Origin of the sequence: Streptomyces sp. NBC_01294 (assembly GCF_035917235.1) — a bacterium.
Taxonomy (GTDB): Bacteria; Actinomycetota; Actinomycetes; order Streptomycetales; family Streptomycetaceae; genus Streptomyces; species Streptomyces caledonius.
Genome location: NZ_CP108423.1, coordinates 611,197 through 635,729 on the forward strand (window position 1 = coordinate 611,197; position 24,533 = coordinate 635,729).

Consider the following 24,533-nt stretch of genomic DNA (forward strand, 5'->3'; position numbering starts at 1 on the left):
CTGGATCCGGCGGACTAGCGCGGGTAGGGGGTGAAGTCGACGTCGAAGTCGAGGGGGAAGCTGCGCGGCTTGGAACCGGTGGCCCGCGCCCAGGCGTTGGCGATCGCGCCGACCGCGGCGGGGACGCCGAGCTCGCCCGCGCCGCCCGGGTCCTCGCCGGTCGCCGGCAGGACGAAGACCCGCACGTCGCGCGGGGTGTCACGCTGCTGCGCCCAGTGGAACTGGCTGTAACTGCCCTCCAGCGGCAGCCCCTTGTCCAGGTGCAGGCCGGCGCGCAGCGTGGTGGAGATGGCGTCGGTGAGGCCGCCGATCATCTGGGCCTCCAGTCCGCGCGGGTTGACCGGCAGGCCCACGTCCACGGCGATGACCGCCTTGGTGACGCGGGCGCGCTCCGGGTCGCGGGTGTCGATCTCGACGAGGCAGGCGGTGCGGGACTTGTACTCCTCGTGGAAGGCGATGCCCTGCGCGCAGCCCGCCTCCATCGGCCGCCCCCAGTTCCCCTCGGTCGCCACCTTGTCGAGTACGGCGCGCTGGGCGTCGGTCTTCAGGAAGGTGCGCCGGAAGCGGTACGGGTCCCGGCCCGTGCGGGCGGCGAGTTCGTCGACCACGATCTCCTCGGCTCCGCGGGTGTTGGCGGAGTAGACCGAGCGCCAGGATCCGGTGGGGATGCCGGTCGGCACCTCGGTCAGCGCCTGGGTGGTGAGCCCGAAGTGGTACGGGGACTTCACCGTGGTCAGGAACAGGGTCTGTGCCAGGGTGGCGTTGCCGATGCCGAGCGGCAGGCTCGCCGCGGTCGCGGTGATCATCTCGCCGAGCCCGTGCCGGAAGTCGGTCTCAGCGGCGGCGACGCGGTGCTCGAAGCTGAGCACCTCGCCCAGCAGGTGGGTGGCCCGGATCCTGTGGTGGGTAGCGGGGCGCATCCGGCCGTGCCGGGTGTCGTCCACGCGGGTCCACATCAGCTTGACCGGGCGGCGGCAGGCCTTTGAGATCCGGGCGGCCTCCAGGGCCGCGTCGAAGAAGAGCCGGCGGCCGAAGGAGCCGCCGGCCTGGACCACGTGCACCGTGACCTTGTCCAGCGGGAGGCCGAGGTCGGCGGCGATGCTCTGACGGGCCACGATCGGGGACTTGAGGCCGGACCAGATCTCGGCCCGGTCGTCCCGCACGTCGGCGATGGCGCAGTTCGTCTCCATCGGGGCGTGGCTGACGAAGGCGAAGTCGAACTCGGCGTCCACGTACGGGGTCAGCAGCGGTGGCACCAGCAGCGGCGGGGTCGCGGCGCGCAGCTTGGCGCGGATCTGGGCGTCGGAGAGCTGGTCGGCGGGGCCCGGGCCCCAGGTGACCTGGAGGGCCGACTTGGCGTCGATCGCCTGCCCGAAGGTCTCGGCGACGACGGCGACCCCGGTCGGGACGGTCACCACGTGCAGCACCCCGGGCATGGCCCGGACGGCGGCGAGGTTGGTGACGGAGCGGACGGCGCCGCCGAGGGTGGGCGGGCGGCGCACCACGCAGGGCTTGGCGCCGGGCACGTCGAGGTCGAGGGTGTACTGCTGGGCACCGGTGACCATGGCGCGGGCGTCGATGCGGCTGGTCGGCTTCCCCACGAGGGTGTGCTTCGCCGTCTTCTTGGGGCCGGCGCCGAGGACGACCAGGCCGGGGTCGGCGGCGGCCGCGGCGAGGCCGCCGTAGTCGGCGGTGCGGCCGTCGGGGGCGTGGACGGCGCCGTTCGCGGTGGTCAGCGACGTCGGGGAGAGGCTCCAGCGGCGGGCGGCGGCCGCGACGAGGCGGGCCCGGGCGGTGGCGGCGCACTGGCGGACCGGCCCGTAGAGCGAGCGGATCGAGTTGGAGGAGCCGGTGAGCTGGTTGAAGAGCAGCTCGGGCCGTGCGTCGTCCAACTCCACGCGTACGTCGGCCAGTTGCGCGTCGAGTTCCTCCGCGACCAGCATGGCCACCGCGGTGGTGAGGCCCTGGCCGACCTCCTCGCGCGGCAGCCGGAAACGGATGGTCCCGTCCGCCTCCACGGCGAGCGCCAGCAGGGCGGAGGTGGGCGCGCCCGCCAGGATGAACAGGTCGCCGAGGTCGATCACGTCGGCGATGGCCGGCAGGGAGGGCACCACGGCGTGGGCGCTCTGCGGGGCGAGCGCGTCGGCGCCGGCGCGGGTGACGAGGGCGAGGGTCGGCGCCGCCACGAGGTAGGTGAGGAAGGACCGGCGGCTCTGCCCGGTGGCGTGGTTCCGGCCGGTGGCCTGGTTCTGCCCGGTGGCGTGGTTCTGGCCGGCCATGTTCTCGTGTCCCCACGCTGCGCGGGTCCGCCCGCGCGGACCTCCCCCGGTTCATTACCGGCACGTAGAGTAGCGACCCGCCGGTGCGGTGGGAAGTCCGGGCTCGGTGTCGAATCGGTGCCGTGGGTCCTCCGTTCGGGGGTACCGGGGCGGGCCGCGTTGATTCGGGGCGCGTCCGAACACGGTGGCGGGACCGCCTCGTACACATCGGTCGTACATGCGAGCCACGCCGCCCGGACGGCCGGTTTCCGGCCGCCGTTTTCCCCGCGTTCCGGTACCGAACGGCAGGTGCCGGACTCGCCGTCCGCAGCCCCTCTGACCGAATTCGTTCGCACACGAAACATGCCACCGCAGGCCTGCGGTATATGCCAGAAGCAAGAACATAGCGGATGTTGCCAAACGCCTTACACGCTGTCGCTGCCTGTGCAACAGTCGTTACCGGTCCTTCCTTCAGACTTGGCCGTGCCGCGCCTGTATCGGAGTTCTCATGCCGTCCCACCTGTTCGCGGACCGTCCCGCGCAACCGCCCGAGCCGGGGTCGGTGGACGCGCTGATCTCTCAGACCCGGCGCCTGCGGGGCGAAGTGGACGCGGTCCGCCGCGACACCGTCGTGGACGACGACGACGCCCAGGGCCGCTGGCAGCGCGCGCTGTGCGATCTCGCCGTCCACCACCTCGACGACCTCCGCGAGCACCTCGACCAGCTCAAAGAGGGCCTGCCTCCGGCGCCCGAGACCATCGAGTTCCCGCAGACGGCCCCCGAAGCCGGGCCCGAGGCCCAGACCCGCGTCGGCAGCGCCGAGTGGAACCTGCTGACCGACGAGGTCAGTTGGTCCGACGAGCTGTTCCAGATCTTCGGCCGCTCCCCCGAGACCGGCGCGCTCCCCCTCGACGAACTGGGGTCCACCCTGTTCTCCGAGGACCAGCCGCTGCTCACCGCGTGGGTCACCGCCTGCCTGGTGGACGGCAAGCCGATCGACGGCGAGTTCCGCATCGTCCGGGCCGACGGCCGCGTCCGGACGCTGCACATGAGGGGCGAGCCGGTACTCGACTCCGACGGCTGTACGGCCTCGATGTGGGCCGTCCTGCGGGACGTGAGTGAGCTGCGCCGGAGCCAGCGAGCGGTGCGCGAGTCCCGTGACTCGCTGCAGCGCCAGCGGGAGATCGCGCAGACCGAGCACCGGCTGGCGGTCGAGCTGCAGGAAGCCGTGCTCCCCCCGTGGCGCGGCTCCCTGCGGTTCCCGTACAGCAGCGCGGGCACGCTGGACGTGGCCGCCCACTATCTGCCGTCCGCGACCAGCGCGCTGATCGGCGGCGACTGGTACGACGCCCTCGAACTGCCCGACGGACGCTCGCTGCTGACGGTCGGCGACCTGACCGGGCACGGGGTGACCGCCACCTCGGGGATGGCGATGATGCTGGGCGCCCTGCGCGGCATGGCCATGGCCGGGATCGAGCCCGGCCCTCTGATGGGCTGGCTCAACCAGCTCCTGGAGACCTCCGTACAGCCCGCGCTCGGCTCGGCCGTGTGCTGCCGCTACGACCCCGCGCGCCGCGTCCTGTCCTGGGCGCAGGCCGGCCACCCGGCCCCCCTGCTGTTCCGCCGCGGCTCGGGCCGCTCCCTGGTGCCGCCGGAGGGCGTGCTGCTGGGTGCGACCTCCGGGGCCTCGTACGGGCAGGCCGAGGAACGGCTCGAGGTGGGCGACCTGCTGGTCCTCCACACGGACGGACTGACGCCGCGCAGCATCGAGTTCAGCCGGGCGGACGGGACCGAGCGGCTGCTGGCGCTGGCGCCGCGATTCTCGGCGGCGCGGTCGGCGCAGGACTGCGTACGGATCGTGATCGAGGAGTTCGGCGAGAGCGAGCGGGAGGACGACGCCTGTGTGCTCGTCGCCCGGGTCGGCGGGTAACGGGCAGTGCCGTACGGGCTTCGGGGCCGCGCCGGAAGGCGCGGCCTTTCTCGTCTCCGTGCAAGGCGCAAGGCGTGCACCGCAAGGCGTCCACGACGTACCGGCGCGGGACTACACCCCCGTACCGCGCGGCGCCGGGGTGTCGGGGAGGGCCAGCTTGATCTCCTGGCGCAGGTCCTCGATGCTGGCGTACCCGGAGTACTGGGCGGTGAGCCGGTACATCTCGCGCAGCCGGTCCCAGGTGCGGTGCGAGGAGGTCTCGTTCATCGACACCAGGGCGAGGCGCGCGTAGCGGTCGGCCTGTTCCGGCTCGTCGGCGATGAAGCAGGCCGAGGCCATGGAGATGTAGTCGAAGATCTGCGAGCGCTGGTGGCCCTCGCCCCGCAGCCGCAAAGCCTCCCTGGCGTGGCGCGCGGCGATCGGCGCCGCCGCGGCGTCGTGGTCGGCCAGGGTCCGGTACGCGAGGGCCTGCATGCCGTGCAGGTCGGCCTCGTCGAAGTGCTGCATCCAACTCGGCGGCGGCACGTCGCCCTTGTCGGAGACGAACAGCTCCTCCGCCTCGCCCAGGGTGCGGCGCATGGCCTGGCCCTTGCCCATGGCGGCCTGCGCCCAGGCCTCGATGGTGTGCAGCATGGCGCGGGTGCGCGGGAGGGTCTGCTCGCCCGAGCCGGACTGGGCGAGCTTCATCAGGTCCAGGGCCTCGTTCGGCTTGCCGAGGTGGACCATCTGGCGGGCGGCGCGGGACAGGGCCTCGCCCGCGCGCGGACGGTCGCCCCCCTCGCGGGCCGCGTGCGCGGCGATGACGAAGTACTTCTGCGCCGTGGGTTCGAGGCCCACGTCGTGGGACATCCAGCCCGCGAGCACCGCCAGGTTGGCCGCCACCCCCCACAGCCGGCGCTGGAGGTGGTCGGGGTGGTGGTAGGCGAGCATCCCGCCCACCTCGTTGAGCTGGCCGACGACGGCCTTGCGCTGGAGTCCCCCGCCTCTGGAGGCGTCCCAGGCCCGGAAGACCTCGACCGAGCGCTCCAGCGCCTCGATCTCCTGGGAGCCGATCGGGGCCGCCTCGTAGCGGTCGTAGCCCGCCGGGTCGCCCTGGAAGGCGTCCCCGAAGTGCCGGGCCTCCTTCGCTGCGGCGGGGTCGGTGTGGAGCCAGTCGTACATGGCGTTGCTGAGAGCGGAGCCGGCGGTGAGCACGGCACCCGCGCCCATCAGACCGCGACGGTTGAGCATGAGGTCCATTCCCGTGAATTCGGTGAGGACCGCGGCTGTGCGTTCGGGCGCCCAGGGCATTCCGTCGGGGTTCTCGCGAGCCCCGTCCGGCTGCCGTCTTGAGGTGCGCCGCTGCCGTACGAACCCGAGGTCCTCGATGGTCACGACACGACCGAGCCGCTCGGTGAACAGTGCTGCCAGTACCGTGGGCACCGGCTCGCGGGGGGTCTCCCCCATGTCGATCCAGCGCCGCACCCGCGAGGTGTCGGTGGCCAGCTGGGGGTGGCCCATGGCCGCCGCCTGCCGGTTTACCATCCTCGCCAGTTCGCCCTTCGACCAGCCGGCCAGGCCGAACAGGTCGTTCAAGCGGGTGTTTGGACCTTTGCTCACGTCAAGCCCCCAGGTTCTCGGCTGAGTTGACAGTAGCCCGCCGTCAGATGCCCAGCGACTATTCGCCAGGCTTCGCCAGGGCACGCCCGATGGTTCGCCACCTTGCGCCGGGTGTCAGGTAGGAATGCGCCTCCCCGACCCGGTCACCGGCGGAACTCCCCAGGGTGAAGCACGGGATCCGGCGGGGCGGCGTACGCAACTCGTCGGCGCACGAAGGGATCCGTATCACCATGTACGCAGCAACGTCCTCCGTGTCCGCACCGGTCCGGTCGCACCGCACGCTCCCTGCGGGCGGCGGCCCCTACCTCGACCCCGGCCGTCAGCCGGCCCCGGCGCAGGGCGCCGTGCGGGCCCGGCGGATGCCGGGTACCGGGTCTCAGCCCGTCAGCGGAAGAATCGACCTCTCGGGGCCGCAGGGCGCGCAACTGCGCACCGCCCTCGCCTCGGTGCAGCGGATCTGTCCCGAGTTCGCGCCGGTGCAGGTACTGCGGCGCAGCGGCCGCTCGGTCCTCCTGGTGGGGACCACCGGGCGGATGACCGCCGTCGCGAAGGTGTTACTGGATCACTCGCCGGAGTGGCGTGAGCGCTACCGGCACGAAATAGCGGCATACCGGGCGTTCGTCCGGCACCGCCCGCCGGTCCGGGTGCCGCGGCTGATCGCCGCCGACCCCGAGAACTGCACGCTGGTGGTGGAGCGGATGGCCGGCCGGGTCGCGGCCCTCCAGCGGCACCCGGTGGAACCGCCGCCGCGGGTCGACCTGCGGGCGGCCCTGGGCGCGGTGTGCCGGGTCAACCAGTGGCGGCCGCCGTCGGAGCTGTTCGGCACCCCGATGAACTACGCGCGGCGGATCGCCCGCGACTACGAGTTGGGCCTGCTGACCGACCGGGACCTCGGCGACCTGCAGAAGCTGCTGCACGGAGTGAAGCTGTCGGGCACGCCCCTGCAGTTCAACCACGGTGACGCGCTCCTGTCGAACCTGCTGCTGTCCCCCGCCGGTCCGGTGCTGCTCGACTGGGAGCACGCGGGCTGGTACCTGCCGGGCTACGACCTCGCCACCCTGTGGACGGTGCTGGGCGACGCCCCGGCCGCCCGCGCCCAGATCAGCCGGCTCGCCCAGTCGGCCGGTCCGGTCGCACGGGACGCCTTCCTGGTCAACCTGATGCTGGTGCTGACCCGGGAGATCCGGATGTCCGAGACGGCGGTGCAGCGCTCGATGCTGGCGACCGCCCCGACCCAGCCGCTGCCGGTGGGCGCCCTGTCCTCCGGTGAGGAGCAGCGGCTGCTGCTCCGCCGCCTGCACGACGATGCGGGGATGGCGCGCAGAGCGGTCCGCGCGGCGGTCGGCACGCGCTGACCGTCCCCTCGTACGCGAAGTCCCGTGGCCCCCACCGCCACGGGACTTCGCTCGTGCGGGCCCGGAAGCGCGGGGCGTTGGAGCCTGTGGGCGCGGGGCGCGGGGCGGAGCTGAGGCGGGGTGCGGTCAGGAGCCGGGGACGCCGGATGCCTTGACATCACATGATCCCCCGAACACCTTTTCTGACTCAGCATCAGACGTGCTGGAGTCACTCCCCTCCTCCCCACACCGCTGGAGCCTGCCCATGTCCGCAAGCGCTTCACGCACTTCCCCCGCCGCCCTCCCGTCCAGACGTACGGTCCTCGCCGGTACCGGGGCCGGGATGCTTGCCGCCACCGTGCTCCCGTCCGCCGCGGCGCGGGCCGACAGCGCCCAGGACGGGCCCCCGCTCGGCGAGTACGACGTCGTCGTGGTCGGTTCCGGGGCCGCCGGGATGACCGCCGCGCTCACCGCCGCCCGGCGGGGGCTGAGCGTGCTGGTGGTCGAGAAGGCCCCCACCTTCGGCGGATCGGCCGCACGTTCCGGGGCCGGCATCTGGCTCCCCAACAATTCGGTGATCCTGGGCGCGGGCGTGCCGGACACCCCGCAGAAGGCGGCGACGTACCTCGCGGCCGTCGTCGGGCCGGAGGTTCCGGCCGACCGCCAGGCCGCGTTCCTCGCCAACGGGCCCCGGATGCTGGACTTCGTGATGGCCAACAGCCCGCTCGGGTTCCGCTTCATGGAGGGGTACAGCGACTACTACCCGAATCTGCCGGGCGGGCTGCCGAACGGCCGCTCCATCGAGCCGGACCAGCTCGACGGCCGGCTACTGGGCGCCGAACTGGCCCGCCTGAACCCCGCGTACATGCCGGTACCGGCCGGGATGGTGGTCTTCAGCCAGGACTACAAGTGGCTGAACCTCGCGGCGGTCAGCGCCAAGGGGCTCGCCGTGTCGACCGAGTGCCTGGCGCGCGGCACGAAGGCGGCACTGCGCGGCGAGAAGCCGCTGACGATGGGCCAGTCCCTGGCGGCCGGGCTGCGCGTCGGGCTGCAGCGGGCGGGGGTGCCGGTGTGGCTGAACAGTCCGCTGGTCGATCTGGTCCGGGAGGGTGGCGCGGACGGTCCCGTGACGGGGGTCGTGGTGGAGAAGGAGGGCGTACGGGGCACGGTACGGGCCCGGCGCGGGGTGATCATCGGCTCGGGCGGGTTCGAGCACAACGCGGCGATGCGGGCGCAGTACCAGCAGCAGCCGATCGGCACGCAGTGGTCGGTCGGCGCGAAGGAGAACACCGGCGACGGGATCCGGGCGGGGCAGCGGGCCGGGGCGGCACTGGCCCTGATGGACGACGCTTGGTGGGGTCCGTCGATCCCGCTGCCCGGGGAGCCGTACTTCTGCCTCGCCGAGCGGACCCTGCCGGGCGGGCTGATCGTGAACGCGAACGGCGCGCGGTTCGTCAACGAGGCGGCGCCCTACGGCGACGTGGTGCACGTGATGTACGAGAAGGACCGGGGCGCGGCCGGCTCGCACATCCCGGCGTGGCTGATCGTGGATCAGAACTACCGCAACAAGTACCTGTTCAAGGACATCCTGCCGACGCTCCCCTTCCCGGACTCGTGGTACCAGGCGGGCGCGGCGAAGAAGGCGTGGACGTGGGACGCGCTGGCCGGCCAGATCGGGGTTCCGGCGGGTGCGCTGCGGGCGACCCTGGGCCGGTTCAACGCGCAGGCGTGGAGCGGGACCGACTCCGACTTCCACCGGGGGGCCACGGCGTACGACCACTACTACACGGACCCGAACGTGCACCCGAACTCGTGCCTGGCACCGATCTGGGCCCCGCCGTTCTACGCGTTCAAGATCGTCCCGGGGGACCTCGGCACGAAGGGCGGCATCGTCACGGACGCGCGGGCCCGGGCCCTGCGGGAGGACGGCTCGGTGATCCGCGGCCTGTACGCGGCGGGCAACGCCAGCGCCGCGGTGATGGGGCACAGCTACGCGGGCGCCGGATCGACGATCGGCCCCGCGATGACGTTCGGCTACGTGGCGGCGAACGACATCGCGGACGCGTGATCGAGCGGCCGGCGCCCGGGCACGCCCTGGATCCTAGCCCTGCTGGAAGAGCTCGGCGGGGAGCGGCTTCAGGAGGGCGTAGAGGTCATCGGTGATCGGGCGGTCCCAGCTGGCGATGGTGACCAGCACGTTGTCACTGCGGTCGAACTGGACGCAGGAGATGCGGGACTCCGACAGCTTGACCTTCCGGACGATGAGGAGGTTGTCACCCTGCATGACGGGGCAGTCCTCGATGCCGGTGACCTCGACGTCCTCGTCGTTCTCCAGCGCGTCGAGGAGCTGGGCCACCTCGAAGGGCACCTGGCCCTCGGTGAGGTCCCGGGCCGGGGAACCCTCGGGGAGGTTTCCGATGATCATCGCGGGGCCGCGTCCGCCGAACAGGTCGTAGCGGAGGAAGACACCCTGGCAGCTGCCGTCGGGCGCGGGCAGCAGCCCGGCCCCGAGATTGCCAGGCCAGTCCCCCGGGTCCATGGCCAGGACGTCGAAGTCCGGGCCGGCGGGTGTGGCGGCGCGGTGGCGGCGGAGGAAGGACATGCCGCCATGGTACGTGGCCGCACGGCTTTTCCGGCCCGGGGGCCCTCATCCCGGCGGCCGCCGCGGCCGGGCGCGCCGGGCCGGCCGTGCGGGCGCGCCGGGCCGGCGGGTCAGACCGGTGGGACCAGCGTGAAGTAGTACGGGAGCAGGGCGGCGTCGCCCGTGACCCGCAGGCCGGTGGCGGGCAGACGTTGCCAGAGGAAGAGCGCGAGGTCCGGGGCCGGGCCCGCGACCTCGACGTCCGCGGGGGCGGTGGAGCCGGGCTCCGGCAGGACCCGGTCCGGTGTGAAGACCACCGTCCAGGATTCCGGCCCGTCCGTACGCCGGAAGCGGTAACGCTCGCCCCGGCCGACGGGGGCGGCCTGCCAGGAGCGGCGGGCCGGGGCCATCACCTCGAAGGTCTGGGTGACGGCGTCCGCCGCGAGGGCCGGGTCGAGCGGGGCGGGCGTTCCGGTCGCGGATTGCGCGTCCCAGCGTGGACGGCCAGCTCGATCAGCTGCATCCGCAGCCAGAAGCCCGAGGTCTGCTCGTCCGACCAGGTCCACACCCGGGTGTCCGGCCCCAGCTCGCCCAGCAGCTCCCCCAGCTCCCGGGCGCCCTCGGCGAACCACTCGGTCAGCGCCTCCGGGTCGGCCGGGGCCTGCGGGAGCCCGAGGCCGGCGGGGTCGGGCGGGGTCGCGAGCCGCTCCCGCAGGACGTGTACCAGGTAGCGGTGCACGCCCCCGAGGTGTCCGACGAGGTCGCAGACCGACCAGCCCGGGCACGAGGGGACCTGCGGGGCCGGCCCGCCGAGGTCGAAGGCGTGGCGGACGGCCTTCTCAAAGGCCGCCGCCTCGCTCCGGAAGAGGGACATCCGGTGGAGGTGATCCATACGGTTGACCCTGCCCGCCGGACGGCGGAACCTCCCGCCTTGCGCTACGGGCGAACGCCTCCGGCGCGGCCGGCGGACCGGCGGAATCACGCACCACCACACCGCCGCACCGCCGCACTGGCGCACCGGCGAGCACGGCATCGCCGGCTTCCGGAACCGGTGCCCCGGCGGCCTACGGCGCGTACGAGTCCAGGACGGCCGGGAGGCCCGGAAGGTTGGTGCCGAGTTTGCGGCACGCCGCGGACAGGGCCCAGTCCGGACCCTGTTCCGGCAGGGCGGAGCCGTCCGGGACGGCCTGGCCCGCCGCCCGCCGCGCCGCCTTGAGCTCCTCCTCCGTCAGCCCGTCCTGCCAGTCCGGCCCGCCCGGCAGGCCGGCGCCCAGCCCCAGCAGGGTGTCGGCCGTCTCGGCCACCAGCCCGTCGGCCCCGCATTCCCGGGCCGTCACCACGGCCCGCTCCAGCAGGTCCGCGTCGCGCAGCTCGGTGCCCAGCGCGGCCAGGGCGCGGGCCAGTTCGTGTCCCGCCGGGGACTGCGACAGCAGGGCCACCGCCTCCCGCAGCAGCACGGCCCGGTCCTGCGGGGCCGCGACCTCGGCCGCCACGCGCAGGGCCTGGCCGATGCCCGACGGGGCGCCGAAGGAGCGGGCCCGCCGGACGGCGTCGTCGGCCAGTGTGCGCGCCCGCTGCGGATCCTCCCCGGCCACGGCGCGGGCCAGGAGCAGCTGCCACGGGCACCAGGCCGGGTTCTGGATGCCGCGCGGGGTCAGCCGCCGGTCGACCTCCTCCAGTTCGGCGACGGCCGCACGCATCTCACCGCGGGCGACGAGCAGTTGGGCGTACACGGTCTGGGAGTCGGGGAAGACCACGGCCGCCGGGAAGGGCCGGCCGTACTCGTGCTCGCGTCCCAGTTCCCAGGCCTCGTCGACGCGTCCCCGTGCGAGCAGCGTGGTCAGGAGGATGGCTATGGCGTACCAGTGCACGGGGGTGCGCCGTCCCACGCGTTCGGCGAGCCGCAGCCCGGCCCGCGCCAGTTCCTCGGCCTCCACGAGCCGCCCGCGCCGGTAGCGGATGTAGGCGCGCAGGCTGTACGCGAAGGACAGGTGCGCGCCGCGCCAGCCCATCCGCTCGAACTCGGCGGTGCCGGTCTCGAACAGCTCCTCCGCCCGTCCGGGGCGGTCGGCGTACATGTAGGCCATCGCGACCAGGACCGGCACCTCGAAGCCGCGGTCCTCGTAGGCCCAGCTGAAGGGCCGCTCCAGTACCCGTCCGGCGTGGTGCAGCACCACGTCCACCGGTTCTCCGCGCAGGCAGGCGTCCCAGGCGCGCAGCCCGATGACGTACCGCTCGGTGAGGTCGCGCCCGGTGAGGCGGTCGGCGAGCCGGGCGAGGCGCCGGGAGCGCGCCGGGGAGTCGGTCTCGGCGGCGTTGAAGGCGTCCCACATGAACTGCTCGGACTGCAGGCGCAGCCGGGCCCGGACGTCCTGGGTGTACGGGATCTCCCGCGCGAGGGATTCCGAGGCGTCGGCGAGGCGGTCGCTGTGTGCAAGGACCTGGGCGAGCCGGATGACGATGCCCTGGCGCAGGGTGGGGTCGTCGAAAGGTTCGGCGAGGGCGGCCCTCAGGTGGTTGACGGTGTTGGCGGGCTCGGTGAGCAGGGAGGCGCAGCCCAGTTCGTACAGGACGGCGGCGCGCTCGTCGAAGTCCGGGGGCTCGCGCAGGGCGCGGGCGAGCTGGCGGCGGGCGGCCTCGGGGGCGCCGGCCCGGAGGTTCTCGCCGGCGGCCTCGCGCAGGATGCGCACCACCCAGGGGTCGTTCTCGGGGTGGGTCTCCAGCAGGTGGCGGGCGGCGGCGGAGGGGCCGAGTCCGGCGTCGACGACGGCGGCCGCGGCCTTGCCGTGCAGGGCGACCCGCAGCGCGTCGGGGATGGCGCGGTAGATGGCGGTGGCGATGAGCGGGTGGACGAACTCCAGCCCGGTCTCGGGTTCCTGCGCCGGCCCGGTCACGGGTTCCTGCGCCGTCGAGGACCCGGCGGCCGACAGGATGCGGGCGTCCCGCAGCCGCCTGGTGGCGTCCACACCCTCCTCGGCGCCGAGGGCGGCGACCCGCGCGGCGAGGTCCTGCGGGATGGCGGTGCCGAGGACGGCGCAGGCCCAGGCGAAGCGGACGGTGGAGGGGCCGAGGCGTTCGAGGCGGGCCACGAGGCCGCTGCCGCGCTGGGCGGCGGCGAGGTCGCGCAGCAGCGGGGCGTTCGCCTCGACCGGGGGCAGTCCCTTCTCCCGGACCTTGGCGGTGAGTTCGACGGCCTCGAAGGGGTTGCCGGTGGTGACGGCCCAGGCCTCCCGGCAGAAGGCGTCCTCGGCGTGGTCGCCGAGGGCCTCGCGGACCAGCGCGGCGACGGCGGCCGGGGTGAGCGGCGCGAGGGGCAGCGGGCGCTGTCCCGCCCGGCCCGGCAGCGTACGGAAGGCGTCGGCGTCCGCGGGCAGTTCGTCGGGGCGGTAGGCGACGACGAGCAGCAGGGGGAGGTGTTCGGCGCGCGGGGCGAAGGCGGCGAGCCAGCCGAGGGACTCGGGGTCGGCCCAGTGGGCGTCGTCGAGGACGAGGGTGACGGGGGCGCGTTTCACGACGAGGTGGGTGAGGACCCAGTCGAGTCCGTCGCGCAGGCCCTGGGGGTCGGGCGGGGCGCCCTGTTCGGGGGCGCAGAGTCCGAGGGCGGGGCCGACGATCGAGTACCAGCTCCCGAGGGCGGCGCGCAGCTCCTGCTCGGAGGTGCCGGCCAGCTGGGGCTGGATGAGCTGGCGGGCGACGTGGAAGGGCTGCCTCTGCTCCTGTTCGCCGCCGCGGGCGGCGAGGACGGTGCAGGAGCGGGCGTGGGCGCGGCGGCGCAGCTCGGCGAGCAGGGTGGTCTTGCCGAGGCCGGCGGGGCCGGAGAAGGCGAGCAGCGCGCCGCCCGCGTCCGGCCCGGGACCGGTGAGCTGGTCCAGGGCCTCGTCGACGATGGCGAGTTCGGTCTCGCGTTCGACCAAGGTGCGCCGTTTGCGGGTACGGCGGTCCGTCATGGCTGGTACCCCCCAGGCCTGTTCGGGGGATCAGCGTACGCCCGCGCACATCGCGGGGGATCCCACTGTCGGGAAAGAATCCGATCTTCTTTACCGGTGTCCGTTCCGGAGTCTTTTCCGGCGTCTTTTCCACTGCGCTTCCGGTGTGCTTCCGGCGCCCTTCCGGTGGCCTCTCCGGCGTCTTCGTCAGGCGTGTCCGTCCCGGGCGGACCGTGCCGCGAGGTCCTCCAGGACGGCCACGGCCTCGGCGGCCCGGTCGGCGTCCACGAAGAGGTGGTCGTGGTGGTAGCCGGCGATGACGTTGCAGCTCAGGCCGTGTGCGCCGAGTTCGGTGGCGAAGGCCGCGGTGAGGCCGACGGCGTCGAGGGCGGAGTGGATCCGCAGGGTGATCCAGCCGGCCGTGTAGTCGTAGGCGAGGCCGGCCGCGTCGGCGTCCTCCTGACGCAGCACCAGGGTGAGGCCCTCGCGCTCCAGGACGGTGGCCACGGGCGCGGTCCCGGCGGGGACGGTGCTGCCGGGGACGGTGCAGAAGACGTACCGCCCCTCGTTCAGCTCGGGCCGCATGCCGCTCAGGAGTACGCGCAGGTCGTTCTCGCCGCTCATGCCGCCACCCTAGGCGGTGCGCCACCCTAGGCGGTGCGCCACCCTCAGGGCCGTCTTTCCGGCCGGCGGCCACCGGGGCGGCGGGGCCGCGCCCGGTGGTGCGCCGCGTACAGCCGGCCGCGGGCCGTCCTAGGTCAGGTCGAACTCCCCGCCCCGGGCGTTCAGCACGAACTTGTGCCACTCGTCGGGGGTGAAGATCAGCGAAGGGCTCTCGGGGCGCTCGCTGTTGCGCATGGCGATGAAGCCCTCGACGAAGGCGATCTGGACGTCACCCGCTCCCCGGCTGCTCGACTGCCAGTCCGCCTCGGTGAGATCGAGGTCCGGCTTCCCCCAGCCAGCGAGGGGCTGTGAAGTCATGCTCTCGGCCACGTGCGTGCTCCTCCCGGTACGTCGTCCGGGGGCAAGGTTAACCACCGCAGCGCGTGCCGCACAGGCCACGGTGAGTCACCCGTGGCCTGTGCGGCCCCCCGGCCGGCCCCTCCGTCGCCGGCCGGGCACGCGGTCAGGAGGCGGGCACCTCGGCCCCCACCAGCCACATCGCGAAGAACTGGGCGCCGCCGCCGTACGCGTGCCCCAGCGCCCGGCAGGCTCCCGGAACCTGGTGTTCCCCGGCCTGGCCGCGCACCTGCAGGGCCGCCTCCGCGAAGCGGATCATGCCGGAGGCGCCGATCGGGTTGGTGGAGAGCACCCCGCCGGACGGGTTGACCGGGAGGTCCCCGTCGAGTTCGGTGACCCCGGCCTCGGTGAGCTTCCATCCCTCGCCCTCCGCGGCGAAGCCGAGGTTCTCCAGCCACATCGGCTCGTACCAGGAGAAGGGCACGTACATCTCCACGGCGTCGATCTCCCGTCGCGGGTCGTTGATTCCCGCCTGCCGGTAGACGTCGGCCGCGCAGTCCTTGCCGGCCTGTGGCGAGACGAAGTCCTTGCCCGCGAAGAGGGTGGGTTCGCTGCGCATCGCCCCGCCGTGCACCCAGGCGGGCGGCTTCGGCGAACGGGCCGCGCCCACCCGGTCGGTGAGGATCATCGCGCACGCGCCGTCCGAGGAGGGGCAGGTCTCGGAGTAGCGGATCGGATCCCAGAGCATCGGCGAGGCCTGGACCTTCTCCAGGGTGATGTCGTGCTCGTGCAGGTGTGCGTAGGGGTTCTTCAGCGCGTTGCGCCGGTCCTTGTACGCCACCAGCGAGCCCACCGTGTCCGGCGCGCCCGTGCGCCGCATGTACGCGCGCACGTGCGGGGCGAAGAATCCGCCAGCGCCGGCGAGCAGCGGCTGCTGGAAGGGGACGGGGAGCGACAGGCCCCACATGGCGTTGGATTCGGACTGCTTCTCGAAGGCGAGGGTCAGGACCGTGCGGTGGACGCGGGCCGCGACCAGGTTCGAGGCGACCAGGGCGGTGGAGCCGCCGACCGAGCCCGCCGTGTGCACGCGCAGCATCGGCTTGCCGACGGCGCCGAGCGCGTCCGCCAGGTACAGCTCCGGCATCATCACCCCCTCGAAGAAGTCGGGGGCCTTGCCGATGACGACCGCGTCGATGTCGGCCCAGGTCAGCTCGGCGTCCGCGAGGGCGCGGACCGCCGCCTCCCGGACGAGTCCGGCGATGGACACGTCGTGGCGGGCGGCCACGTGCTTGGTCTGGCCGATGCCGACGACGGCAACTGGCTCCTTGCTCATGCTCGGTCCCCTTCCAGGACGGCGACCAGGTTCTGCTGGAGGCAGGGGCCGGAGGTGGCGTGGGCGACGGCCCGGTCGGACTCGCCTCGGTGGATCCGGGCGGCCGCCTCGCCGATGCGGATCAGGCCGGCGGCCATGACCGGGTTCGCGGCGAGCGCTCCCCCGGACGGGTTGACGGCCACGCCGTCGCCGTCGCCGAGGCCGAGCGCCTTGCGCAGCACGACCTCCTGGGAGGAGAACGGCGCGTGCAGTTCCGCCGTGTCCACCGGGGCTTCGAAGACGCCCGCGTGCTCGGCGGCGATCCGGGTGGACGGGGAGTCGGTGAGGTCGCGCAGGCCCAGGCCGTGGGCCTCGATGCGGTGGTCGATGCCGGTGATCCAGGCGGGGCGTTCGCACAGCTGCCGCGCGAGGTCGCCGGCGGCCAGGATCACCGCGGCCACGCCGTCGCCGATGGGCGGGCAGTCCCAGGTGCGCAGCGGCCGGACCTGGTAGTCGCCCTGCGGGACGGCGCCGCGGAGCTGGGCGTGCGGGTTCGCCTCGGCGGCGGCGCGGCTGCGCGCTCCGATGGCGGCCAGGGCGCGCTCGTCGGTCTCGCCCGCGTCGATCAGGGCCTGGGCCTGGAGGGCGGCCAGGGCCACCGAGTCGGGCCAGAGCGGGGCGAGGTAGTACGGGTCGAGCTGGCGCGTCAGTACGTCGCGTACCGAACCGGGCGAGGACTTCCCGTACGCGTAGACGAGCGCGGTGTCGGCCTCACCGGTCTGGATCTTGACCCAGGCCTCGTACAGGGCCCAGGCGCCGTCCATCTCGACGTGCGACTCGGAGATCGGCGGCCAGGCGCCGACCCCGTCGAGGGTCATGGTGAAGGAGAAGGCCCGGCCGGCCAGGTAGTCGCTGGAGCCGGAACAGGTGAAGCCGATCTCGCCGGCCTTCAGTCCGGTCGCGGCGAGCACCTGGTGCAGCACCGGCATGACCATCTCGACTTCGCTGAGTTCGTCGGTGCGGCGCAGGTGGTCGCTCTGCGCGAAGGCGACCACCGCGACCTCGCGTGCGTATCGGGCCATCAGATGAGCTCCTTGTACGCGTCGTAGTCCGCGTCCGGCTCGCCGGTGGGGCGGTAGTGGTCGGGGTGGCGGCCGCCCTCGGTCCAGACGGGCTCGACGCGCAGGCCCATGCGGACCTGGTCGTACGGGATGCCGCCGATCCGGCCGTGGAGGGCGAGGCCGGCGCCGTCGAGGGCGATGTGGGCGTAGACGTACGGGACCTCGATGTCGAGGTTCCTGGCCTTGATGTTGACGATGCAGTACGTGGTGACCGTGCCCGCCGGGCCGACCTCGACCTGGTCGGTGGTGGCCACCCCGCAGGTGGGGCACGCGCCGCGCGGGGGCACGTACACCTTGTGGCAGGAGGGGCAGCGCTCGCCGACGGTCCGCCGCTCGGAGAGGGCGTTGATGTACGCGGTCTGGGCGCGGCCGGGACTGTAGACGTAGTCGAGGCGGGCCTCGGCGACGATGCCGGTGACGGCGTCGGCGAAGACCCCGTCGTGCGGGACGGCCTCGGCGCCCGCGGGGCCCTCGTACGGTTCGAAGCAGGCGATGTCGGTGATGGCGCCGGTACGGTCGGCGGCCCATCGCACGCGCACCCGCATGCCGGTGCGGACGGCTTCCGGTCCGGGGACGTCGAGGGCGTGCAGGAGCGCGGTGTCCGCGCCGTCGAACTTGACCAGCACCCAGGCGAAGGGGGTGTCCAGCGGCTGGTGGGGGCGGGGCCGGCCGTTCCACGCCCAGGTGGTGACGGTGCCGGTGGCGGCGACCTCGACGAGCTCGCGGACCTCCTCGGCGGTGACGGGGTCGTACTCGACGGGCGGGACCACCACCTTGCCGCCGGAGGTCTTCACCCCGAGGACGACGCCTTCGCGCAGCCCGGTGAGGAAGGCGCTCTGGACGGGACCGAGGGACCGGGTGAAGGGGAACTCGACGATGAGGGGCGCGCGGAGCACTTCCGGCGGCGACGCGGCTGTCATGGGCGGCTCTCCGTTGCGGTTGATTCCGGTACAGGCACAATCCACCCCCGCCGGGCCAATCCGGCCTGGCCGGGCAAAATCCAGCCCCGCCGGCGTTTGAGGCGCGGGGTCCGGGGCGGAGCCCCGATCTTTGGCGGTCGGGCACATCCAGCCTCGCCTGGCCATTGCGGCCTGGCCGGGCACATCCAGCCCCGCCGGCGATTGAGGCGCGGGGTCCGGGGCGGAGCCCCGATCTTTGGCGGTCGGGCACATCCAGCCTCGCCTGGCCATTGCGGCCTGGCCGGGCACATCCAGCCCCGCCGGCGTTTGAGGCGCGGGGTCCGGGGCGGAGCCCCGATCTTTCGGCCCCGCCGGCGAGGGAGGCACGGCACCGGGGCCCCGACAACGCCGGGCCGACTACTCGCGCCGATACACCGCGGGCCTCTTCTCCGCAAAGGCCCGCGCCCCCTCCTTCGCATCCGCCGTGTCGAACACCGGCCACCCCCGCAGCAGTTCCGCCGCCAACCCCTCCCGCTCGGTCAGCTCCGCGGTCTCGTAGACCGACGCCTTGACCGCCTCCACCGCCAGCGGCCCGCACGCATTGATCTGCTCCGCGATCTCCAGCGCAGCATCCAGCGCCGTGCCGTCCGGCACCACCCGCCCGATCAGCCCGATCCGCGCCGCCTCCTCGGCCGAGTACGGCCGCCCGGTCAGCAGCATCTCGAGGGCGTGCGTACGCGGGATCTGCCGCGGCAGCCGCACCGTGGAGCCGCCGATCGGAAAGAGCCCCCGCTTGACCTCGAAGAGCCCGAAGGTGGCACCCGCGCCCGCCACCCGGATGTCCGTGCCCTGCAGGATCTCGGTCCCGCCGGCCACGCAGTAGCCCTCCACGGCCGCGATCACCGGCTTGCGCGGCCGGTGGTGCCGCAGCATCGCCTTCCAGTGCAGGTCGGGGTCGTCCTTGAGTCGGTTCCGGTACTGGTCGCCCGCCATCCCCTGGCCGGCCAGCGCCTTGAGGTCCATGCCGGCGCAGAAGTCGCCGCCCGCGCCGGTCAGGACCACCGAGCGGATCCCGTCGTCGGCGTCCGCCTCCAGCCAGCCGTCGTACAGCCCCACCAGCAGCGGCAGCGAGAGCGCGTTCTTCGCCTCGGGCCTGTTCATGGTGAGCACCAGGGTGGCGCCGTGCCGATCCACGCTCAGGTGTTCTGTCCCACCCATTGCCGTCCTCCCGTCTCAAGACCTAGAACAGGTTGCAGTAGGGGAGGGTGCAGTTCAATAGTTTTCTGACACCCAGTCAGATTTCTTGGGCGGCGCCCTTCCCAGTTGCCGGCTCCGGCGCTCTAATGACCGCCGGAGCAGGCCGGCCACCGGGCCAGTCGTCGGGAACATCGGGAACATTCGGGGTCAGGAGGAACGGTGGAGTACAACCTTGCCGACCTGTTCGAGTCGGTCGTGGACGTGGTCCCGGACCGCGAGGCCCTCGTCTACGTGGACCACCCCGGGACCGGCGCCGAGCGCCGCCTCACGTACGCGGAGCTGGACGCGGCGGCGAACCGGATCGCGCACCACCTGCTGAACAGCGGCCTGAAGGCCGGCGAGCACGTGGGTCTGCACCTCTACAACGGGATCGAGTACCTCCAGACCGTCCTGGCCTGCCTGAAGGCCCGACTGGTCCCGGTGAACGTCAACTACCGGTACGTGGAGGAGGAGCTGGTCTACCTCTACAACGACGCCGACCTCGCCGCACTCGTCTTCGAGGGCGAGTTCACCGAGCGGGTCGCGGCCGCCCTGCCGCAGACGACGCGGCTCCGGCACCTGGTCCGGGTCGGGCAGGTCCCCGAGGGGGCTCCGGAGCCCTCGATCGCGCCGATCGCGTACCCGGACGCCGAGGCCGCCGGGTCGCCCGAGCGCGGCTTCCCGCCCCGCAGCGCCGACGACCTGTTCATCATCTACACGGGCGGCACGACCGGCATGCCCAAGGGCGTCATGTGGCGGGCGGAGGACCTCTTCTTCGCCGGCCTCTTCGGCGGCGAGCCGACGGGCGAGCCGGTGAAGCGGCCGGAGGAGCTGGCCGAGCGCGTCGCCTCCAAGGGTGCGGGGCTGACCTTCTTCCCCGCGCCCCCGCTGATGCACGGCACATCGACGCTGACCTCGTTCATCGCCTTCAACTACGGCCAGCGGGTGGTCATCCACCGCAAGTACGCACCGGAAGAGGTGCTCCGCACGATCGAGAAGGAGAAGGTGTCGAGCGTGTCGCTGGTCGGCGACGCGATGCTCAGGCCGCTCATCGACGCCCTCAACGGCCCGCTCAAGGGGACGGACCTGTCCTCGCTGTTCAGCGTCTCCTCCTCCGGGGCGATCATGTCGGAGACGGTGCGCGCGGAGTTCCAGCGGCTGGTGCCGAACGTGCTGCTCCTGAACAACTTCGGATCGTCCGAGTCCGGGTCCAACGGCCGGGCGACGGACGACTCCAGTCCGGAGAAGGGCTTCCGCCTAGAGGTCAACGACCGTACGCAGGTGGTGGACCCGGTGACGCACGAGCCGGTGGCGGTGGGCGAACCGGGGCGCCTCGCCCAGCGCGGCCACGTCCCGCTCGGCTACTACAACGACCCGGCCAAGACCGCCGAGACCTTCTTCCGGAAGGGCGCGGAGCGCTGGGTGCTGCTCGGCGACATGGCGACCGTCGACGAACAGGGCATCGTCACGGTGCTCGGCCGCGGCTCGCAGTGCATCAACACGGGCGGCGAGAAGGTCTACCCGGAAGAGGTCGAGCAGGCGCTGAAGTCGCACCCCGACGTCTACGACGCCCTGGTCGCCGGAGTCCCGGACCCGACCTGGGGCAGCCACGTGGCCGCGGTGGTCCAGGTCCGGTCGGGCGCCCCGGCCCCGACCCTGGACGAGATCCAGAGCCACTGCCGCACCAGACTGGCGGGCTACAAGATCCCCCGCCAACTGGTCATCGCACCCGCCATCCAACGCTCCCCGAGCGGCAAGGCGGACTACCGCTGGGCCAAAACGATCGCAACGGAATCAGACACGATCAACTGACCCACCCCGGCAAGCCCACCCCACCCCACCCGGCCGGCCAAACCCAGCCCCGCCGAGCCAACGCCACCCCGGCGGGCAAACCCACCCTCGCCAGCCAAACCCAGCCTCGCCGGGCCAAATCCAGCCCCTCCGGCGTTTGAGGAGCGGGGTCCGGGGCGGAGCCCCGATCTTCAAGCCCCGCCGGCGTTTGAGGCGCGGGGCCCGGGGCGGAGCCCCACCCTTCAGCCCCGTCGGCGTTTGAGGCGCGGGGCCCGGGGCGGAGCCCCGATCTTTGAGGCGCACCCGCCCCGCGCCTCGTCGGCGACCGTCGGTCAAACCCCGGACGAGAGGAAGCGTTCCACCCGAGCCGAGAACCACCCCGGGTCGTCCAGCCACGGGAAGTGCCCGGCCCGGGGCTGGACGTCGACCGCGCCCCGCCGGAACAGGCCTGCAAGCTCCGCCGCCAGCACCGGACGGGGGTTGCCGTCCAGCTCCGCGGCCAGCACCAGGACCTCGCCCGAGACCCGGCGGAGGCCCGCACGGGTCGCGGGCGGATCGAAGGCTCCGGGGCCCGCATAGGCCTCGGCGGCCTTCTCGTTCTGCTGGTGCGCGTTCGCCGCGCAGTGCGCCCGGGCCGCCGCGTCCCAGCGCCCGTAGAACAGCGGCGCGGCCAGATCCCAGTCCACCTCGCTCCCGCCCGCGCCCGCGTCCGCCAGGATCCGCTCGTAGGCATCGATGGCCGTGTCGTACGGTTCGCTCCCCGCGCGCAGCCGGGCCGCCTCCAGCCGCTGCTCCGGGGTGACCGGGAGGTCCACCGCCCACGCGGTCGGAGTGACCAGCACGGTCCGGCGCAGCCGCTCCGGGTGTGCGGCCGCGTAGAGCTGGGCGAGGTTCCCGCCGGCGGAGTGCGCGAGGAGGTCCATGCGCTCCAGGCCGAGGTGTGCCCGCAGGGCCTCGACGTCGCCGACCTGGTGGTCGACGCGGTACGTCGACTCGTCCGCCGGCATCCCGGAGTCGCCCGTACCGCGCAGGTCGAGCAGGATGAGACGGCGGCCGTCGGCCAGTCCGCCGAGGTCGCCCAGGTACACGGAGGCCCGCATGGCGCCGCCCGGGACGCACACCAGCGGTTCACCCTCCCCTTGGAGGTGGTAGGCGAGTTCGGTTCCGTCGTAGGTGGTGAAGGTAGGCATGGGGGCCATCACAACAGACGATCACTCGTTCGAGTCATTGATTTCACCTGCGGAGGCCTGGCAATCTACCGAATGATCGTTCGGTAGATTCACGATGAGGTGACGACATGGCGGTGCACCCGGATTTCCACGACGACGGCGAGCGGCTCGGCCGCGACGAGCTGGCCGCCCTCCAGCTGACGCGGCTGCGCGCGACCCTGCACCGCGCCTACGAACGGGTGCCGTTCTACCGGCAGGCCTTCGACAAGGCCGGCGTGCATCCCGACGACTGCCGCTCCCTCGCCGACCTCGCCCTGTTCCCCTTGACCACCAAGACCGACCTGCGCGACCAGTACCCCTTCGGGATGTTCGCCGTACCGCGGTCCGAAGTGCGCCGCATCCACGCCTCCAGCGGCACGACCGGGCGTCCCACCGTCGTCGGGTACACCGACAATGACCTCTCCACCTGGGCCGATGTCGTCGCCCGATCCATACGCGCGGCGGGTGGCCGGCCCGGCCAGATCATCCACATCGCCTACGGCTACGGCCTCTTCACGGGCGGCCTCGGCGCGCACTACGGCGCCGAACGCCTCGGCTGTACGGTCGTGCCCGCCTCGGGCGGGATGACGGACCGGCAGGTCCGGCTCATCGAGGACTTCCGGCCGGAGGTCATCATGGTGACGCCTTCCTACATGCTGACCCTGCTGGACGAGATGGAGCGCCAGGGCATCGACCCGCGCGCCACCTCACTGCGGACCGGGATCTTCGGCGCGGAGCCGTGGACCGAGGAGATGCGCCGGGAGATCGAGGAACGGCTCGGCATAGACGCGGTGGACATATACGGCCTGTCCGAGGTCATCGGGCCGGGTGTCGCGCAGGAGTTCGCCTCGACCAAGGACGGTCTCCACATCTGGGAGGACCACTTCTATCCCGAGGTGGTCGACCCCCTGACGGGCGCGGTGCTGCCGGAGGGCGAGCACGGCGAGCTGGTGTTCACCTCTCTCACCAAGGAGGCCATGCCCGTCATCCGCTACCGCACCCGGGATCTGACGCGGCTGCTGCCCGGCACCGCCCGGCCGGCCTTCCGGCGGATGGAGAAGGTCACGGGCCGCAGCGACGACATGATCATCCTGCGCGGGGTGAACCTGTACCCGACCCAGATCGAGGAGGTCCTGCTGCGCACGCCCGGCCTGGCTCCTCACTTCCAGCTGCGGCTGACCCGCGAGGGGCGCATGGACGCCCTGACCGTACGGGTGGAGGCGCGCCGGGAGACGGTTGCCGATCGGCGGGAGGCCGCGGGCGCCGAGGTGGTCCGGGCCGTCAAGGAGGGGATCGGGGTCTCCGTCCGGGTGGAGGTGGTCGATCCGGAGAGCCTGGAGCGTTCGGTGGGGAAGATCAAGAGACTGGTGGACCTCCGCGGCGCAGGGTAGGGGCACAGACTCGCGTCCGGGCGGCTGAAACCACCCCTTCGGGTCCATTTCGGGGCGGCTCCCGGGAGCGCGGTTGCGCTCGCGGGTAGTGCATGAGGCGTGACCTCGACCTTCCGGAAGCTCTATGTCCGGCTCCAGGCCTCCCCCGCCGGGCTGGCCTGGAGCCGCGGCCGGGAGATGGAGCTGATGCACCGGGCGATGGGCTTCGCGGCCCTCGGGTTCCTCACCCTCGTGCCGCTGCTGGTCGTCGTCGCGGCCGCCGCGCCGGGCAGCGGTTCGGGCTTCGGCCGCTGGCTCGGCCAGGCCCTCGGGGTGACGGAGTCCTCGCGTGGCCGGGTCGAGATGCTGTTCAGCGCTGCGGACATGGCACTGGAGCGGACCACCGCCTTCGGTCTGGCCGCTCTCGCGGTGTTCGGCCTGACCTTCGGCTCGGCCGTGCAGACGGGCTACGAGAAGGTGTGGGACCTGCCGACCGCCCGTTGGCACACCATGTGGCGGCACGTCGTCTGGCTCGCCCTGCTGGTCTGCTACCTCGCCCTGCTCGTGGGGATCCCCCAACCGTCGGACGACGCCGTCGGGACCGTCCTCGGCACGCTGGGCGACCTCATCGGCACGTGCCTCTTCTTCTGGGGCTCCCAGCGGCTGCTGCTCGGCGGCCGGGTCCGCTGGCGTGCCCTGGTGCCGGGCACGCTCGCGACCAGTCTCGGGCTGCTGGGGCTGCGGATGTTCTCGCAGCTGGTGTTCTCGCCGCTCATCGCGTCCAACGCCGTGACCTACGGCCCCTTCGGCACCCTGCTGGTCGTCCAGTCCTGGCTCGTCGGAGTCGGCTTCGTGGTCTACGGCGGCGCGCTGGTCGGCCGCCTCTTCCACGAGTACCTCACCCTGCGCCGCTTCCGGCGCACCGGAATCCTGCCCGCCGACAGCGGCCACCCCGACCATCCCGGCCCGCCCCGACCGGCCTGACCGGCCTGACCGGCCTGACCGGCC

Annotated in this window: 19 protein-coding genes; 6 read left to right on the plus strand and 13 right to left on the minus strand. The window is 73.0% G+C overall.

Going from position 1 to position 24,533, the window contains the following annotated elements; all coding sequences use genetic code 11:
- Positions 1 to 14: 14 nt before the first annotated feature.
- The gene (locus OG534_RS03005) at positions 15 to 2,279 is read right to left on the minus strand and encodes a xanthine dehydrogenase family protein molybdopterin-binding subunit (protein WP_326586508.1); all 2,265 of its coding nucleotides are present in this window, start codon (positions 2,277 to 2,279) and stop codon (positions 15 to 17) included.
- Between the two features lie 487 nt (positions 2,280 to 2,766).
- Between OG534_RS03005 and OG534_RS03010 the strand changes: the two genes are divergently transcribed.
- Positions 2,767 to 4,188, plus strand: coding sequence for a PP2C family protein-serine/threonine phosphatase (locus tag OG534_RS03010; protein WP_326586509.1), 1,422 nt, complete (start codon positions 2,767 to 2,769; stop codon positions 4,186 to 4,188).
- Between the two features lie 111 nt (positions 4,189 to 4,299).
- Here OG534_RS03010 and OG534_RS03015 read toward each other — a convergent pair whose 3' ends face one another.
- Positions 4,300 to 5,787 (minus strand): DNA-binding protein NsdB, encoded by a 1,488-nt coding sequence (locus OG534_RS03015; RefSeq protein WP_326586510.1) that lies wholly within the window; start codon positions 5,785 to 5,787, stop codon positions 4,300 to 4,302.
- A 230-nt stretch (positions 5,788 to 6,017) separates the two neighbouring features.
- On the opposite strand from OG534_RS03015, the gene OG534_RS03020 reads away from it, so the two are divergent.
- The gene (locus OG534_RS03020) at positions 6,018 to 7,142 is read left to right on the plus strand and encodes an aminoglycoside phosphotransferase family protein (protein WP_326586511.1); all 1,125 of its coding nucleotides are present in this window, start codon (positions 6,018 to 6,020) and stop codon (positions 7,140 to 7,142) included.
- Positions 7,143 to 7,386: 244 nt separating this feature from the next.
- The gene (gene kstD, locus OG534_RS03025) at positions 7,387 to 9,189 is read left to right on the plus strand and encodes a 3-oxosteroid 1-dehydrogenase (RefSeq protein ID WP_326586512.1); all 1,803 of its coding nucleotides are present in this window, start codon (positions 7,387 to 7,389) and stop codon (positions 9,187 to 9,189) included.
- A gap of 33 nt (positions 9,190 to 9,222) precedes the next feature.
- On the opposite strand, the gene OG534_RS03030 is transcribed toward kstD, so the two are convergent.
- The 10 genes from OG534_RS03030 to OG534_RS03075 form a co-directional block, all read right to left on the minus strand.
- Entirely contained in the window at positions 9,223 to 9,723 is a 501-nt protein-coding gene (locus OG534_RS03030; protein ID WP_326586513.1) for a hypothetical protein, read from the minus strand.
- 110 nt (positions 9,724 to 9,833) lie between these two features.
- Entirely contained in the window at positions 9,834 to 10,112 is a 279-nt protein-coding gene (locus OG534_RS03035) for a hypothetical protein (RefSeq protein ID WP_326586514.1), read from the minus strand.
- The gene (locus tag OG534_RS03040) at positions 10,112 to 10,594 is read right to left on the minus strand and encodes a maleylpyruvate isomerase N-terminal domain-containing protein (protein WP_326586515.1); all 483 of its coding nucleotides are present in this window, start codon (positions 10,592 to 10,594) and stop codon (positions 10,112 to 10,114) included. The genes OG534_RS03035 and OG534_RS03040 overlap by 1 nt, the downstream gene beginning before the upstream one ends.
- 172 nt (positions 10,595 to 10,766) lie before the next feature.
- Positions 10,767 to 13,649, minus strand: a complete 2,883-nt coding sequence (locus OG534_RS03045) for an ATP-binding protein (RefSeq protein WP_326586516.1) — start codon at positions 13,647 to 13,649, stop codon at positions 10,767 to 10,769.
- A 186-nt stretch (positions 13,650 to 13,835) separates the two neighbouring features.
- Positions 13,836 to 14,252, minus strand: coding sequence for an ACT domain-containing protein (locus OG534_RS03050; protein WP_326586517.1), 417 nt, complete (start codon positions 14,250 to 14,252; stop codon positions 13,836 to 13,838).
- Positions 14,253 to 14,381: 129 nt separating this feature from the next.
- Positions 14,382 to 14,609 carry a DUF397 domain-containing protein gene (locus OG534_RS03055; RefSeq protein ID WP_374778183.1) on the minus strand — a complete coding sequence of 76 codons (228 nt, stop codon included), beginning with the start codon at positions 14,607 to 14,609 and terminating at the stop codon, positions 14,382 to 14,384.
- A 145-nt stretch (positions 14,610 to 14,754) separates the two neighbouring features.
- The gene (locus tag OG534_RS03060; protein WP_326586518.1) at positions 14,755 to 15,921 is read right to left on the minus strand and encodes a thiolase domain-containing protein; all 1,167 of its coding nucleotides are present in this window, start codon (positions 15,919 to 15,921) and stop codon (positions 14,755 to 14,757) included.
- Positions 15,918 to 16,982 (minus strand): thiolase domain-containing protein, encoded by a 1,065-nt coding sequence (locus OG534_RS03065; protein WP_326586519.1) that lies wholly within the window; start codon positions 16,980 to 16,982, stop codon positions 15,918 to 15,920. The genes OG534_RS03060 and OG534_RS03065 overlap by 4 nt, the downstream gene beginning before the upstream one ends.
- A complete protein-coding gene (locus OG534_RS03070) occupies positions 16,982 to 17,941 on the minus strand; it encodes a Zn-ribbon domain-containing OB-fold protein (RefSeq protein ID WP_326586520.1) in 960 nt (319 codons plus the stop codon). The genes OG534_RS03065 and OG534_RS03070 overlap by 1 nt, the downstream gene beginning before the upstream one ends.
- A 396-nt stretch (positions 17,942 to 18,337) precedes the next feature.
- The gene (locus tag OG534_RS03075; RefSeq protein ID WP_326586521.1) at positions 18,338 to 19,138 is read right to left on the minus strand and encodes a crotonase/enoyl-CoA hydratase family protein; all 801 of its coding nucleotides are present in this window, start codon (positions 19,136 to 19,138) and stop codon (positions 18,338 to 18,340) included.
- A 198-nt stretch (positions 19,139 to 19,336) separates the two neighbouring features.
- Here OG534_RS03075 and OG534_RS03080 point away from each other — a divergent pair, with 198 nt between their 5' ends.
- Complete coding sequence (locus OG534_RS03080) at positions 19,337 to 20,968, plus strand: acyl-CoA synthetase (RefSeq protein WP_326586522.1); 1,632 nt, start codon at positions 19,337 to 19,339, stop codon at positions 20,966 to 20,968.
- 311 nt (positions 20,969 to 21,279) lie between these two features.
- On the opposite strand, the gene OG534_RS03085 is transcribed toward OG534_RS03080, so the two are convergent.
- Positions 21,280 to 22,137 carry an alpha/beta fold hydrolase gene (locus OG534_RS03085; protein ID WP_326586523.1) on the minus strand — a complete coding sequence of 286 codons (858 nt, stop codon included), beginning with the start codon at positions 22,135 to 22,137 and terminating at the stop codon, positions 21,280 to 21,282.
- Between the two features lie 107 nt (positions 22,138 to 22,244).
- Between OG534_RS03085 and paaK the strand changes: the two genes are divergently transcribed.
- Both paaK and OG534_RS03095 read left to right on the plus strand, forming a co-directional pair.
- The gene (gene paaK / locus OG534_RS03090) at positions 22,245 to 23,546 is read left to right on the plus strand and encodes a phenylacetate--CoA ligase PaaK (RefSeq protein WP_326586524.1); all 1,302 of its coding nucleotides are present in this window, start codon (positions 22,245 to 22,247) and stop codon (positions 23,544 to 23,546) included.
- Between the two features lie 99 nt (positions 23,547 to 23,645).
- A complete protein-coding gene (locus OG534_RS03095) occupies positions 23,646 to 24,509 on the plus strand; it encodes a YhjD/YihY/BrkB family envelope integrity protein (RefSeq protein ID WP_326586525.1) in 864 nt (287 codons plus the stop codon).
- Positions 24,510 to 24,533 lie beyond the last annotated feature (24 nt).